Origin of the sequence: Streptomyces sp. NPDC050439 (assembly GCF_040655335.1) — a bacterium.
Lineage (GTDB): Bacteria > Actinomycetota > Actinomycetes > Streptomycetales > Streptomycetaceae > Streptomyces.
This window is the reverse complement of record NZ_JBFAJT010000010.1, coordinates 185703-199353: the sequence shown is the minus strand read 5'-3', so window position 1 is coordinate 199353 and position 13651 is coordinate 185703. Positions and strand designations below refer to the sequence as shown.

Genomic DNA, 13651 nt, shown 5'->3' with positions numbered 1-13651 from the left:
CCCTCAGGAGCGACAAGCACCCTCAGGGTACGGCCGGGGGCGCTGCCGCCACGCGGGGCCCCGGCCCTCCGCCCGCCCTCCTCGACCCCGTCTACCGTTCGGCGCGCGCCGCGTGGGGGGATCCATGTCCGTGGTATCCGGCGCCAGGAAGTGCGAGATCACACCGCCGAGCGCGAGCAGCCCGGCCCCGACGAGCAGCACGAACTCCGGGCCGAAGCGCTCCAGGCCCATCGGCAGCAGGAACGTGCCGATCGCGGCACCGACCCGGCTCATCGCCGTCGAGAAGCCCACCCCGGTGGTGCGCAGCGCGGTCGGGAAGACCTCCAGGGGGTACGCGGCGGTCCGTGCGCTGGAGGCGGCCTCGAGGAAGATGAAAAACGGGGAGCCGCCCACCACGACCGCGGTGACGTCCGGGAAGAGCGCCACGACGGCCAGACCGAAGGCCCTGTCGTCGTCTAGGCACTGAACGGAGGCCCGAAGTCGGGCGTTCGCACCGGCCAGGGGTGCGGTCACAGCGTGCTGGACAGCCAGATGGTCGTGGCCGCAGTGGCAATGAGCCCGGTGTTGAGCGCGATGCGGCGGTCCTCCCCGGTCAGGTGCACGGCGATCGCACCGGCCTGCAGGAAGACGAAGCCGATGGCCGCGGCCGTCGCCAGCCAGGGCGCGATGCCGGTCAGCGGGGGTAGGACCAGGCCGATCGCGCCGAGTAGCTCGACCGTCCCCAGGGCCCTGATGACGGGCAAGGGCACGCGGTCGACCCAGGCCATCATCGGTCGGAGTTGACCGCGGCTGCGGAACACCTTCAGCGTGCCGGCGTAGAAGTAGAACGACGCGAGCAGGCCCGCGACGATCCAGTAGACGATGTTCATGGTTTCCGTTCATGGGCCGCCGGTTCGCGGCGACCTGTCGATTACGTCGACGTTCAGGAGTTCTCTGGACGTCAGGGCCCCGCGGCTGCAAGGAGTTCGACCTGGCCATTGCCATCTGGCCATTGCGATCTGGCCGTTGCGACCTGACCGTTGTGGCCCGGCCGTTCCCTCCGTCGATTTCAGGTGAAGTCGACGGCAGGCTCAGTCGCGTACCGGTGCATCGCGTCGATGTTTGCCTGGGGCGTCAGCGGCCGGCCGCCGGTGAGCACGTCCCGCAGGTCCCGGAAGTACTGCACGTACATGTCGGGGGTGAAGGTGCTGAGCATGACGGCGGGCTGATCCGTCCGATTGGCGAAGGTGTGGGGGGTGCCGGGCGGGACCATGACGAGCGTGCCCGTGGTGGCGTCGTACTCCTCGTCCCCGACGGTGAATCGCACGGTGCCGGAGAGGATGTAGAAGCCCTCGTCGTGTTGGGCATGGCGGTGCTGGGGCGGTCCCTGGGTGTGCGGGGCGAGGACGGACTCGGCTATCGCGAGGCGGTGCCCTGTGTGGCTGCCGTCCTCCAGGACGCGCATACGTGTGGGGCCCAGAACGATCGTCTCGCCGTCGCCGGGACCCACCACCGATACGGCGGGCTCGGCCTGCGGCTCACGGTGCTTCGCTTCTTCGGTCATGCTCACGAGTCCACCGCCAGGGCCCTGCCGGTGTCCAAGACCTGTCCCGCGAAGCCGATACCTGGTGGGTATCGTTGCAGCGTGGAGCTACGAACCCTGCGCTACTTCATCGCTGTCGCCGAGGAACTCCATTTCGGCCGGGCCGCCACCCGCCTGCACATGAGCCAGCCGCCACTGAGCCGGGCGATCAAGCAGTTGGAGGCCGAGGTCGGGGCTTTGCTCTTCGCCCGCTCGCCCACCGGCGTCACGCTCACTGCGGTGGGCGCGGTGTTGCTTGATGAGGCGCGGGCTCTGCTCGACCATGCCGATCGGGTCCGGGTACGCGTCAGCGCGGCGGCCGGCGTGGCGACCCTCACCGTCGGGATCCTGGGCGACGGCACGGACCCGGGAGTGGCCAGGCTTGCCGCTGCTTATCGGCGACGCCATCCCGGCGTCGACATCCGCATCCGCGACACCGACCTGACCGACCCGACGTGCGGGCTGCGCGCCGGTCTCGTCGACATCGCCTTGACCCGGGCGCCGTTCGACGAGTCCGCGCTGACGGTGCGTGCGCTGCGAAGCGATCCGGTGGGCGCAGTCCTGCGCGCCGACGATCCGCTGGCCCACCGCGACGAACTGCGGCTTGCCGAGCTGAGCGAGCGCCGTTGGTTCCAGTTTCCGCAGGGCACCGACCCCATCTGGCAGTCGTACTGGAACGGCGGCAGGCCGCGCGAGGGCCCCGTCGTGCGCGCCGTCCAAGAGTGCCTGCAGGCGGTGCTGTGGAGCGGCACAATCGGCCTGGCGCCGCTCGGACACGACCTGCCCGCGGAGTTGGCCGTGGTACCGCTGATCGACATGGCACCGAGCCGCGTGGTCGCGGTGTGGAACAAAGGTGACACCAACCCGCTGATCCGATCCTTCGTCGAGACCGCGACAGCCGCGTACCGCCACTGAGCGCCGGACCCCACCCCTCCCTGCTACCCCTGACCCATCCTGTTCCCCTGCGAGCTATCCTGCGCGCATGCGTGAGCAGTTCACCGGCTGGCCTGAGCAGGCCATGGACGTTTTGTTGCAGCTCCAGGGCGAGCCGTCCCAAGCGATTCGCGCGCGCTACCGTGCCGACCGCGAACGGCTGGTCCGGCAGCCGATGATCTCCCTGCTCAATGCTGTCGCGGACGCCGACGCTCGCTATGAGGACTTCTCCGTCTGGCACTACCGCACCGACTCCTGGTGGTGGCAGCACCAGGCCGCGGTGATCCGGCTCGGCCGCAAGATCGAGATCGGCCTTCGGTTCTCCTTGGACGGCCTGCGGATCCAGGGCGCCTGGTGGTACCCCGATCCCGGCCAGGTGGACGTGTTCCGCAAAGCGGTGGCCGCCGAGGGGAGCGGGCGCGAACTGTCCGCGATCGTCGACGACCTGGGTACGAGGGGTTACGACATCTCCGGGGACGTCATGAAACGGCCCCCGCGCGGCTATCCGACCGATCACCCCCGTACTGACCTGCTGCGCCACCGTTCTCTGATCGCCGCCCGGCCGCTGGGTTGCGAGGCGTGGCTGCACACCTCCGAGGCGGTCGACCGGGTCCTGTCGTCCGCCGCCGACCTGGACGCTCTGTTGATGTGGCTGGTCCGGCACGTGAAGCGCGTCGCCTGACGTCACGAGGGTGTGGTGCGGGGGCTGAGGAAGAACGCGCGGTCGGGGGCGATCGGTCAGGCGGCGTATACCGGCGCGAGGTCGATGTAGATGCGCCACTCCCGCGCCTTGTCGCCGCGGAAGGTGAGGATGTCGGCATTGGGCACCGTGACCTGCTTGCCGTCCTTCCTGGTGTAGGTGACCTCGGTCTGGACGATGATGGTGTCGCCCTCTTCCCAAGTGCGCAGCAGACGGTGCGACAGGCCCGCGATGGTGGCGAAGAAGTCGGCGACACCCTGCCGTACCGCTGGGCGCCCGATCAGCTCAGGGCTGTTGGCGAAGCGGAACACCACGTCCTTGGTGAGGTGGGCGACGAACTTGTCGGGGTCGAAGGTGTCGATGTCCCGGAAGATGCGGGCGACGTCACGGCGTCGCTCCGCCGCTCGGGCGTGGGGCACGGCGAGCCCTGCAGGGCCGTCGTCCTGCCCCCTGGTGCTGGTGTCGTTGCCGTGACGCGGTGTCGAGGGGTGGTCGCCAGTGCGGTCCACGGTGGTCTCCTCCGGCCGAGGGCTTGACTGCTTGCCCCAACCGCGCACGGTGCTCCGTGTGCGTTCGATGAGCGCAACTCCGCGTGCAGGCAGGGCAGTTGCACCAGCATCCCAAGAATGTCCCGACGGTGCGACCCGAACCCCGCCCGCACGGAGATTGCCCGAATGGGCGCCCGCGACCCGAACGCCGCCCGCGCGGAGATTGCCCGAATGGGCGCCCGCGATTCGAGCCGCGTTTCGCGTCTGTTGCTGCGCCCGCGACGACCCACAGCTCACCGAGGCCACCCTCCGCGCTCGCTTGGCCGGCGTGATCTGTGATCGAGGCGTTGCGCGCCGACACGTGAGCACCTGGTGATCGGACAGGGGCGGGGCGGACGTGGCGGGCCGCGGCGCGACCTGTCCCCCAGGAAACCTGGAGACCACACCTACTTGCCGTCATCTCCTGAACTCACCGCTTCAGCCCGTGATCGCCAACTCCTATTTCTGTCACGGATATTGACACCCTCCCTTCGGGAGTCCTACGTTCACCGCGCCTGAGAGCGCTCTCAGCAGACCGTCCGGTCAAGACTTCGAGGAGCTGCCTCCCATGCCCACCAACCGCCGCGCGTCCCGCGTGTGGCCACCCCTCAGACGCACCGTCGCCGGCCTCGCCTCGGCCGCGCTCGCCGCCACCGGCCTGGTCGCCCTCGCCGCCGCGCCCGCCTCCGCCGCCACCATCCCGGTCGGCGCCGGCAGTTACTCCGACACCCGCCCCGCAGGCACCGTCGGCCCCACCAACAACGTCGGCGGTGCCGTCACCCCCAAGGTCACCGCCGCCGCCAAGGACAAGCCCGTACCCACCAATGACTGGTGGTCCTCGCTCGCCTTCCAGCGATACCCGGACAACCCGTACTCCACCCCGATGTACGGCCACCCCCTCACCTACCAGGCTGCCTCAGGCGGCCTCGACGTCGGCTACCCGACATCGGCCGCGATCGTCGGCGACGGCCGCCAGTACGAGTACGCCCACAAGAGGGACCTCACCCTCGGGCTGACCGGCCTCAACTCGCCGGACACCAAAGCCGATTCCTGGTCCGACTGGACCGTCACCCCCTACTGGTCCGACGGCAGCCGCACCCTGCGCACCACCATCGGCCATGGCCTGCCCTTCGTCTACGCGACCGGCTCCGGCGGTGACGCCCGCGTCACCACCGCCAACGCGCCCACCGTCTTCTCCGACCAGGGCAACGTCATCGGCATCACCGTCGGCGGCCACCACTACGCGCTCTTCGCCCCCTCCGGCACCGACTGGAGCATCTCCGGCTCCACCCTCACCGCGCCCCTGACCTCGGCGAAGAACTACTTCTCCGTCGCCGTCCTCCCCTCGACCGGCGACCTCGCCACGTACAAGAAGTACGCGTACTCCTTCGTCACCGGCTCGAAGGTCTCCTGGTCGTCGACCGCGTCCGGCCAGACCAAGGCCACCTACGCCCTGGAGACCACCCCGAAGGAGGGCAGCGAGACCGGCACCCTCCAGGCGCTCTACCGCCACCAATGGCAGGCCACCGACTCCGCGCTGACCAACCTCACCTACGTCTCCCCGCGCGGCACGATGAAGGTCCGCGAGGGCACCTCCTTCACCACCACCCAAAAGGCTTCCCCGGTCCTGCCGACGCTGCCGTCGGTCTCCGCCGTCGACAAGGCCCGCCTCACCGGCTACCTCAACGATGTCGCGAACGCCTCCGACCCGTTCAACGGCGCCACCGACACGTACTGGACGGGCAAAGCGCTCGGTCGTCTCGCCCAACTGGTCCCGGTCGCCGACCAGATAGGCCAGACCGGCACCCGTGACAAGTTGATCGGCCTGCTCAAGGGCAAACTGCAGGCGTGGTTCACGGCAGGCGGCGGACACGAGTTCAGCTACGACAAGGACTGGCGGACGCTGATCGGCTACCCGGCCTCGTACGGCAGCGACGCCGAACTGAACGACCATCACTTCCACTACGGCTACTACATCTACGCCGCCGCCATCGTCGCCCAGTACGACCAGGCCTGGGCCGCCGACTCCGCCTGGGGAGGCATGGTCAAGACACTGATCCGCGACACCGCCAACCCCTCGCGCACCGACTCCGCCTACCCCTTCCTGCGTGGCTTCGACGTCTACGCCGGCCACAGCTGGGCCTCCGGCCACCAGGGCTTCGCCGCAGGCAACAACCAGGAGTCCTCCTCGGAGTCCACCCAGCTCAGCGCCGCGCTCGTCCTCTGGGGCTCTGCCACCGGCGACGCGTCACTTCGTGACCTCGGCTCCCATCTCCTGACCACCGAGTCCGAGGCGATCGCCCAGTACTGGTTCGACGCCGACGAGCAGGTCTTCCCCTCCGGCTTCGGCCACGACACGGTCGGCATGGTCTGGGGAAGCGGCGGCGCCTACTCCACCTGGTGGACCGCGAACCCCGAGGAGATCCACGGCATCAACGCCCTGCCCATCACCTCCGGCTCCTCCCTCCACCTGGCCGCCCACCCGGCCGCCATCAAGCGCAACCTCGCCGAGATGGAACGCGAGAACGGGGGACCGGCCGTCGAATGGCGGGACATCCTCTGGGAGTTCCAGTCCCTGGCCGATCCCGCCGCCGCAAAGTCCAAGTGGGACGCGGGCAACGGCTCCTACACCCCCGAAGCCGGCGAGTCCAAGGCCCATACCTACCACTGGCTCACCACCCTGGACGCCCTGGGCGCCCCCACCCCCTCGGTGACCGGCTCCATCCCCACCTCGGCCGTCTTCACCAAGGGCACCACCCGAACCTACGCCGCCCACAACTACACCTCATCGGCCGTCACCGTCACCTTCTCCGACGGAGGCAAGCTGAACGTCCCGGCCCGCTCCACGGCCACCGGCAACGGCACCGCCCCCGAGGAACCGGAGGAGCCCACCGATCCGCCCACAGGCAACACCTTCCGCCTCACCACCGGCGGCGCCCTGACCACCTCCACCTCCACCACCACCGGCTCCGACACCATCGCCTCCGCCAGTGGCGCCAACCACGACGGCAGCCCGAACCAGCCCCTCACCTACGTCATCAAGAACGTCAACGGCAAGGTGAAGTCCGGCAGTTCGACCAGTTTCCGACTCCAGGTCGACGCGGGAACGACCGTCGCCCTCGGACAGCAGGCCCGCATCTCCTACGACCTGACGGGCGACGGCACGTACGACCGCGTGGAGACCTACCAGTACTTCGCGAGCGACCCGGTCACCGGCTGGGAGGAGTACACCCAGGCCAAGGGCCTGAAGTCCACCACCGGCAGCCTCGGCGAGCTGAAGGGCGGCAGCGTCCGCCTGGAGGTCTGGAACGCCATCGGCAACGGCACGGCGAAGCTGAAGACGGGGGCCGCGGACACCGTGGTGGTCATTCCCTACGAGTGAGGAGTGCCGTGAAGGAACAGCCGCACCCTTAGCCGGCCGCAGGCCGCAGGCCGCCGGACCCGCGAGAGATTGCGGGTCCGGCGGCGATGTCACCCGGGCGGGCCCGCCGGGCCGCCTTCCGCGTCAAGGCGCGCCACCCGCCGGACGCCGGCTACCTGACGGTAGGACGTGTCGAGGAGTTCGGCCACCTCCTGCCAGCCCACCTCCTGGGGGAGCGTGGTGCCGCCGGCCGCGAGGTCGATGCCGATCCAGCCGGACGGAGCGAGGTAGGCAGGGACGAAGAAACGCTTGTCCCCGGTGAGGGCCGCACGGTCCGCGTCGTCTGGCAAGACGATCAGAGCTCGGTCGTAGCGGATACGGTCACCGGCGGTGCCCTTGGTCGAACCGCCGTACCAGGCGAAGTATTTGCCGGCCCGGAAGCCCGGCCGACCATGGGCGATCTGTTCCTCCGCATCCGGGAACGCGAGCGCCACCCTGCGCAGCCGCACCAGGTACGGGTCGTCGTCCTCGAACATCACAGCATGTGGCATAGCCCCAGATCCCGTCTTGATGCTTTTGCGACCTGTTCCAAGGTAGGCGTGTCCGGGCGGAGCCGGCCGAGAGACAGCGCACCGTAGGGCGTTTCAGGTGACGTGAGTCGCGCTCTCCGCGCGCCCATCGCTGGATGGCCCCTGTCTCCATGCAGGCTGAGCGTTCCCTAGAGGAGGAGTCTCATGTCTGTGTCTGTGACCGCCCGTACACCTCGCCGGATGTCGACTGCCCTCACCGCCGTGGGGGGCGGCGTCTGCGCCCTTGCGCTGGTCCTGTCCGGTACGGCGGATGCCGCACCCTCAGCACCCGAGCCCACCCACCCCGAAGACGATTTCGCCGGCTCGCAGATCTCCAAGCATGAGGCTGAGGCAACGACCAGGAGCGGCGGCGTTGGACTCACCGCCGCCGCGGGAACCGAGGGCGTGGACGTCAGCAGTCATCAGCGCAAGGTCGCATGGTCCACGTTGCGCAAGTCCGGGGTGAGATTCGCGTACATCAAGGCCACGGAGTCCAAGAGCTACAAGAACCCGTACTTCACCCAGCAGTACAACGGGGCATACAACGTCGGCATGATTCGGGGTGCCTACCACTTCGCCCTCCCCAACACCTCCAGCGGCGCGACCCAGGCCCGCTATTTCCTCGCTCACGGCGGTGGCTGGTCCAAGGACGGCAAGACACTTCCCGGTGCGCTGGACATGGAGTACAACCCCTACGGAGCCACCTGTTACGGACTGAGCAAGCAGGCCATGGTCAACTGGGTCAGGGATTTCTTCAACACCTATAAGGCCAGGACCGGCCGGGACGTCGTCATCTACACCTCGACCAACTGGTGGAAGAACTGCACCGGCAACTACGCCGGGTTCGGCAAGACAAATCCGCTGTGGGTGCCGCGCTACGGTTCATCGGTCGGAGCCCTGCCCGGGGGCTGGAAGTACCAGACCATCTGGCAGTACACGTCAAAGGGACCGACGGTCGGCGACCACGACCGGTTCAACGGGGGCCTGGACCGCGTACAAGCGCTGGCGAACGGCTGACCTACGGTCTCCTCTCAGGCGCATGAACCGGCTCCGCGCCCTGGGACGGCAGCCAGGTGTCGATGACCTCGGCGACCAGGTCGGCGCCGCGGCTGTTCTGGTGGATGTGGTCGGTCGTGAGCATGAGACCCCGGCGCCGCGAGACCGTGTCGAGGCTGCGGCGCAGCACGGCGTGCCGGACGAAGGCGCCGACGCCCGCTGCAAGCGTCGGCTCCCGGTACGGGATCGGCGGTGGGTCCGCCTGGCGTAGTTCCTCCATCTGGCGTTCGTGGAGCGGGAGATAGGTCGCCTTGTTGCTGGCGGCGACCTCGGCTATCAGCCGGCTGTACGCCTGTGAAGCCAGCGCCGCCGCCCCGTCGAGCTGTTGTCCCAGGACCGGGAGCGACAGCAGCCCGATCGTCGCGTCGGTCTCCGTGCGCAGCCTTTCGACCACGGCTCCCAGGCACTGCTGGAACCAGCCGGTCGACGGGCGCTCGGGGAGCCGCTTGCGCTTCATGGCCTGCTCGACGGGATAGCCGGCGAGGCTCGCTCGGGCATCGTTGGTCCCGATCAACACGGTGATCACGTCGGGCGGGTCCGCGACGACGGCATCGAGGCGCCGCAGCAGGTTGTAGGCGAAGTCGCCGTTGGCGCCGAAGCGGACGAGCCGCATGGCGCCAGGAGGGTGGCGTTGGCTGAGTAGGTCCAGGTAGTCGACGCTGAGCTGCGCACGGGTGAGGCTGTCGCCGAGGCACGCGACGCGGGTCGTCACGGCGCTTGCGGGCCGGGCGTGCCGACGTGCTCGGTGGGGCGGACGTCGACGCGGGGACGGTGATCGGTGCCGAGGCCGGCGGTGATGGTCAGGATGGTCGACGGCCCCGTCATGTCGACCGCGTGCCATGTTCCGGCCGGGTTGACGGTGGCTTCGCCCGGCCCGAGCACAACCTGCTCGTGCACACCGTCCACGTCGCGGGTGACGGTGACCGATCCGCTGAGGCAGACGATCACCTCGTCGCCGGCGGGGTGGCGCTCCCACTCCTCACCGCGGCCGTCACCGTCGAAGATCGTCACGATCCGGCCCTCGGCGCCGTCGGCTGCGACCGCGGCGCTGTATGCCTGGAGCACTTGCGGCTCCCAGGCGAAGCCCTCGATGGGTTTCGCTCGCGATCCCAGACCCAGGTGCACGGGAGTGTTGCGCAGGTCGATGGCGTTGCGTTCGTCGTTGAGGAGTCTCATGCCGACGATCGTCACAGGACGGCGCTCGGGTGGTCTTGAAGAAAAGGGAACGGAATGAAAGTGGGCGCAACGGGCGCTTGGTCGGCGTCTATGCGGTGCCGAGGAGGAGTTCACCGCGACGCCAGACTGTTGGTGATCGGCCTGTGAACTCGCGCCAGTCCCGGACGAGATGGGCCTGGTCGGCGTAGCCGCAGACGCTCGCCAGCTCGGCCCAAGCGAGCGGGTCGGGCGCCGTCGCCAGTTCGTGGGCGTGCTCGAAGCGCAGAACGCGGGCGAATGTCTTGGGCGACAGGCCCACCTCACCGCGAAACCGGTCGGTGAGGTAGCGGCGGCTCCACCCCAGTTCCGCGGCGACTGCCCCCACCGGGAGGCGGCCCCGCGCGGCGACGAGACGGCGCCATCCCTCGGCCACCTCGGGGCGAACCCGGGGTACGCCGTCGCCGCCTGCGCCGCGGGCCACGGCGCGCAGGAACACCTCATCCAGCACGGCGAACCGCGCGGCCCAGCTCCTCGCGGCTCGAAGCCGGTCGACCAGCTCAAGGCCGAGCGCTCCAAAAAGCTCCTCAAGAGGGACCAGCTGATGGGCGAGCGCGGCGGCTGGCATGCCGTAGATGGCCCGAGCCCCCAGCGGTGTCAGCGACACCTGCACGCCGTGCTGGCGTCCGTCGTGGTGGATCGCGACGGAGCGGCACATCAGACCGCCGGCCAGGCTGTCGAAACGGGTGAGGGGTGACCCGTCGTCGACGCCCGCCGCCACCTCCAGAGGGTCGGACAAGCTGACCACCGTAGTGAGCATGTGTCCGGGCGGCCCGCAGTGCACCCCCACCGGGAAGCCGCGAAGGTCGAAACCAATGTACGAGCCGACGTACCGCCGCAAGGCGGGCGCCGGAGGTGCAGCGATCCTGGTAGCCGAAGGGTCCTCCACCCTGCTCAGTGTACGAACCGGCCCGCCCGGCGGGACCATCACCCGAGCAGGGGCCGGTCGGCGGAGAAGGTCTCGCTGGAGTGGGTGGTGGCGCGCGCCCTACCCGTAGCGGACCCTCAGTGCCACAGTGCGGGTATGAATTCTCCGATCATGGCTGGGACTTCGCAGGCTTGGGCGGCACTGGGTGCCGATTCTGCGCTGCTTGACCGGGTGTCCTACGGCGGTGCGTCCGGAGGGCTGCCTGCGCGGCTGCCCGTCATGGAGCTGGCTCGGGCCACCGTGGCGGTGTGCTCGCTCGCGGCTGCCGAGCTTGCTTCCCTGCGAACTGGGCGCCCCGTGCCCCGTGTGCGGGTCGATGACGAGGCGGTCGCGACAGCGTTCCTCAGCGACCGGTTGGTGCGGGTCGACGGCAAGGCGTGGTCGACCTTCTCGCCGCTGTCCCGCTTCTGGCGGGCAGCCGACGGATGGGTCCGTACGCACGCCAACTACCCGCACCACCGGGCCCGATTGCTCGCCGCTCTCGGGGTGCCGGGGGACATCGGCGAGGAGGCGGTGGACGCGGTGGCCCGGGCGATCGCAGGGCTTACCGCGTGCGAGGTGGAGGAGAGCGTGTACGCGAGCGGTGGTCTGGCCGTCGCGGCACGCGGCCCCCAGGACTGGGCCAGGAGTGAGCAGGGGTCCCTGGTTGCGAAGCAGCCGTTGCTGACGACGGCGCGCCTCGATGAAGCCACCGAGCGGGTGCTCGGTGATGCCGCACTGCCGTGCGCGGGGCTGCGTGTCCTGGATCTGACCCGCGTACTGGCCGGACCGGTCGCCACCCGAACGCTGGCGCTGCTCGGCGCCGACGTGCTGCGGATCGACGCCCCACAACTGCCGGAAAGCCAGGAAGCCCACAACGACACCGGGATGGGAAAACGCTCGGCCACCCTGGACCTGGCACAGGCCGCCGACCGTAAACGCTTCGGCGACTTGCTCGATGCGGCAGACGTAGTGGTCACCGGCTACCGGCCGGGAGCGCTGGATCGGTTCGGGCTGACGCCTGAAGCGCTCGCCGAGCGCCGTCCGGGGCTCGTGATCGCCCAGCTCTCCGCGTGGGGCCGCTACGGGCCGTGGCACGAGCGGCGCGGCTTCGACAGTCTGGTCCAGGTGGCCACCGGAATCGCCGAGTTGGAGGGTTCGCCGGACTCGCCGGGTGTGCTGCCCGCCCAGGCGCTCGACCACGGCACCGGCTATCTGCTCGCGGCCGGGGTGCTGCGCGCGCTCACCGAGCAACACCGAACGGGCGGAACCCGTCTGGTCCGCCTGGCGCTGACGCAGACCGCGCACTGGTTGGTCCACGACCTGGCACACGCTCCGGGCGAGGACGAGGGCTTCGACGCCGGGCACCGGCTGACCGAGACCGACAGCCCCATGGGCCGCCTGCGGCACGCGCTGCCGCCCGTCTCGTACGAGGGGGGCCCGGCGAACTGGGCGCGCCCGCCGGGCCTGTGGGGGACAGACGCCCCGGTCTGGTGTGGCGCCTGACCGACGTGGATGAGGGAGGACAACCGGTGGAGCGTTACAGGGAGCCGGGGAAATTGGTGCGGGACCGGATTCCGCAGATCATTCGCGAAGCCGGTGCGGAGCCTGTCATTTACACCGCGGATGCGGAGGAGTACCGAAGCCGACTGCGAGACAAGCTCGGCGAGGAGGTCGCCGAGTTCCTGGGCGCCGACGAGGCCGCGGCGCCGGAAGAGCTCGCGGACGTGCTGGAGGTCGTGTACGCCCTTGCCGAGGATCTGGGGATCACCAAGGACCAGCTGGAGAAGATCCGTGAGGCCAAGGCGAAGGAGCGCGGTGGCTTCGCCGAGCGCGTCGTCTGGAGCGGGAACCGCTGACCGTCTAGCCAGCTAAAGTCAGACGCACTCGGAGTAAAATTTTTTGAGACAGAACTCAAAGTCTCGTGTAGCGTCCCTGTCATGTCCGAGACCGAAGAGTCCGATGTCACGCTGGGGGACCGCCTCCGGCGTCGTCGGAAAGCTCTCCAGCTGACGCTGCAGCAGGTTTCCGAAGCCACCGGCATCACGGTCGGCTATCTGTCGCAGCTTGAGCGCGGGCGCGCCAACGGAAGTGTCAGCACCCTGCAGAAGATTTGCGGTGTGCTGAAGCTCAACGTCGGTGATCTCTTCGCGTCCAGCAGTACGCCGACACGTCCGGTGCTGCGTTTCGCCGACGCCACCAGCAGGCAGTTCGGCAACAAGGCGTCGAAGGTCAAGCTGACCCCGGCGCACTTCGATCACCTCGAAGTGCTTCTCGGTACCTTCGAGCCCGGCGGCGACACCGGCACGGACCAGTACACCCACGGAGCTTCCGAAGAGCTCCTGGTGGTGCTGGAAGGCCAGGTCGAATTACAGGTCGGCGCCACCACCCACGTCCTCGGCCCGCTCGATTCGGTGAGCTACAACAGTGGTCACCCCCACAAGGTCAGCGAACGTACGGGCAGACACTCCGCCAAGGTCATGTGGGCCATGGCACCCCCCACTTACTGACCGCACGCACACCCCATGTCACGCCGGCGTGGCCCTGAGCCGCACCGTTCGCGCGCGTCCCGCCCGGGCGTTTGAGCCCGGCCGTCCCTGCGATCCGGCTCGGCGCTGCCAGGCCCCACCCGCTTGTGCCCGCCAACACCGGGCGGACGAACCCCCGTCCGGCACATCGACACGTCGACACGTCGGCATGTCGGCGCACCCGCACACCCTGGCGACGTAGCACTCGGCAATAGCCCGCGCTCACCTCTCGAGACACCCTGGGAGTCGTTTTGTCTGTTACGTCCCCGCAGCGTGCCCAAAACGCGAGATCCGAAC

Annotated in this window: 15 protein-coding genes; 7 read left to right on the top strand and 8 right to left on the bottom strand. The window is 69.1% G+C overall.

The genetic code is table 11. From position 1 onward, the window contains the following. Positions 1-3 precede the first annotated feature (3 nt). From AB0I66_RS35585 to AB0I66_RS35575, 3 genes are all read right to left on the bottom strand, one after another. The gene (locus tag AB0I66_RS35585) at positions 4-513 is read right to left on the bottom strand and encodes a hypothetical protein (RefSeq protein WP_363212168.1); all 510 of its coding nucleotides are present in this window, start codon (positions 511-513) and stop codon (positions 4-6) included. Continuing rightward, complete coding sequence (locus tag AB0I66_RS35580; protein ID WP_363212167.1) at positions 510-869, bottom strand: DoxX family protein; 360 nt, start codon at positions 867-869, stop codon at positions 510-512. The genes AB0I66_RS35585 and AB0I66_RS35580 overlap by 4 nt, the downstream gene beginning before the upstream one ends. 179 nt (positions 870-1048) lie before the next feature. Further along, positions 1049-1543 carry a cupin domain-containing protein gene (locus AB0I66_RS35575; RefSeq protein ID WP_363212166.1) on the bottom strand — a complete coding sequence of 165 codons (495 nt, stop codon included), beginning with the start codon at positions 1541-1543 and terminating at the stop codon, positions 1049-1051. 81 nt (positions 1544-1624) lie between these two features. Here AB0I66_RS35575 and AB0I66_RS35570 point away from each other — a divergent pair, with 81 nt between their 5' ends. Further along, positions 1625-2476, top strand: coding sequence for a LysR substrate-binding domain-containing protein (locus tag AB0I66_RS35570; protein ID WP_363212165.1), 852 nt, complete (start codon positions 1625-1627; stop codon positions 2474-2476). Positions 2477-2543: 67 nt separating this feature from the next. Then, positions 2544-3176 carry a DUF2461 family protein gene (locus AB0I66_RS35565; protein WP_363212164.1) on the top strand — a complete coding sequence of 211 codons (633 nt, stop codon included), beginning with the start codon at positions 2544-2546 and terminating at the stop codon, positions 3174-3176. A 56-nt stretch (positions 3177-3232) separates the two neighbouring features. Here AB0I66_RS35565 and AB0I66_RS35560 read toward each other — a convergent pair whose 3' ends face one another. Next, a complete protein-coding gene (locus AB0I66_RS35560) occupies positions 3233-3703 on the bottom strand; it encodes a nuclear transport factor 2 family protein (protein WP_363212163.1) in 471 nt (156 codons plus the stop codon). A 586-nt stretch (positions 3704-4289) separates the two neighbouring features. On the opposite strand from AB0I66_RS35560, the gene AB0I66_RS35555 reads away from it, so the two are divergent. Next, a complete protein-coding gene (locus tag AB0I66_RS35555; protein WP_363212162.1) occupies positions 4290-7103 on the top strand; it encodes a glycosyl hydrolase in 2814 nt (937 codons plus the stop codon). Positions 7104-7192: 89 nt separating this feature from the next. Here AB0I66_RS35555 and AB0I66_RS35550 read toward each other — a convergent pair whose 3' ends face one another. Then, positions 7193-7633 carry an MmcQ/YjbR family DNA-binding protein gene (locus tag AB0I66_RS35550; RefSeq protein ID WP_363212161.1) on the bottom strand — a complete coding sequence of 147 codons (441 nt, stop codon included), beginning with the start codon at positions 7631-7633 and terminating at the stop codon, positions 7193-7195. Positions 7634-7816: 183 nt separating this feature from the next. Here AB0I66_RS35550 and AB0I66_RS35545 point away from each other — a divergent pair, with 183 nt between their 5' ends. Further along, complete coding sequence (locus tag AB0I66_RS35545) at positions 7817-8668, top strand: lysozyme (protein ID WP_363212160.1); 852 nt, start codon at positions 7817-7819, stop codon at positions 8666-8668. A gap of 1 nt (position 8669) precedes the next feature. On the opposite strand, the gene AB0I66_RS35540 is transcribed toward AB0I66_RS35545, so the two are convergent. The 3 genes from AB0I66_RS35540 to AB0I66_RS35530 form a co-directional block, all read right to left on the bottom strand. Beyond that, on the bottom strand, positions 8670-9419 hold the full coding sequence (locus tag AB0I66_RS35540) for an SGNH/GDSL hydrolase family protein (protein ID WP_363212159.1): 750 nt from the start codon (positions 9417-9419) through the stop codon (positions 8670-8672). After that, positions 9416-9883, bottom strand: coding sequence for a cupin domain-containing protein (locus AB0I66_RS35535; RefSeq protein WP_363212158.1), 468 nt, complete (start codon positions 9881-9883; stop codon positions 9416-9418). Before AB0I66_RS35535 ends, AB0I66_RS35540 begins: the two co-directional genes overlap by 4 nt. Positions 9884-9971: 88 nt before the next feature. Beyond that, positions 9972-10808, bottom strand: coding sequence for a helix-turn-helix domain-containing protein (locus tag AB0I66_RS35530; protein WP_363212157.1), 837 nt, complete (start codon positions 10806-10808; stop codon positions 9972-9974). A gap of 150 nt (positions 10809-10958) precedes the next feature. On the opposite strand from AB0I66_RS35530, the gene AB0I66_RS35525 reads away from it, so the two are divergent. From AB0I66_RS35525 to AB0I66_RS35515, 3 genes are all read left to right on the top strand, one after another. Beyond that, complete coding sequence (locus AB0I66_RS35525; RefSeq protein WP_363212156.1) at positions 10959-12332, top strand: CoA transferase; 1374 nt, start codon at positions 10959-10961, stop codon at positions 12330-12332. Between the two features lie 26 nt (positions 12333-12358). After that, positions 12359-12685 (top strand): nucleoside triphosphate pyrophosphohydrolase, encoded by a 327-nt coding sequence (locus AB0I66_RS35520; protein WP_363212155.1) that lies wholly within the window; start codon positions 12359-12361, stop codon positions 12683-12685. 81 nt (positions 12686-12766) lie between these two features. Continuing rightward, the gene (locus AB0I66_RS35515) at positions 12767-13336 is read left to right on the top strand and encodes a helix-turn-helix domain-containing protein (protein ID WP_363212154.1); all 570 of its coding nucleotides are present in this window, start codon (positions 12767-12769) and stop codon (positions 13334-13336) included. The last annotated feature ends 315 nt before the right edge of the window (positions 13337-13651 follow it).

Coding starts and splice junctions, on each gene's coding strand:
- AB0I66_RS35580 (WP_363212167.1), bottom strand. CDS start 869: ATGAACATCGTCTACTGGATCGTCGCGGGCCTGCTCGCGTCGTTCTAC.
- AB0I66_RS35575 (WP_363212166.1), bottom strand. CDS start 1,543: ATGACCGAAGAAGCGAAGCACCGTGAGCCGCAGGCCGAGCCCGCCGTA.
- AB0I66_RS35565 (WP_363212164.1), top strand. CDS start 2,544: ATGCGTGAGCAGTTCACCGGCTGGCCTGAGCAGGCCATGGACGTTTTG.
- AB0I66_RS35555 (WP_363212162.1), top strand. CDS start 4,290: ATGCCCACCAACCGCCGCGCGTCCCGCGTGTGGCCACCCCTCAGACGC.
- AB0I66_RS35550 (WP_363212161.1), bottom strand. CDS start 7,633: ATGCCACATGCTGTGATGTTCGAGGACGACGACCCGTACCTGGTGCGG.
- AB0I66_RS35545 (WP_363212160.1), top strand. CDS start 7,817: ATGTCTGTGTCTGTGACCGCCCGTACACCTCGCCGGATGTCGACTGCC.
- AB0I66_RS35535 (WP_363212158.1), bottom strand. CDS start 9,883: ATGAGACTCCTCAACGACGAACGCAACGCCATCGACCTGCGCAACACT.
- AB0I66_RS35525 (WP_363212156.1), top strand. CDS start 10,959: ATGGCTGGGACTTCGCAGGCTTGGGCGGCACTGGGTGCCGATTCTGCG.
- AB0I66_RS35515 (WP_363212154.1), top strand. CDS start 12,767: ATGTCCGAGACCGAAGAGTCCGATGTCACGCTGGGGGACCGCCTCCGG.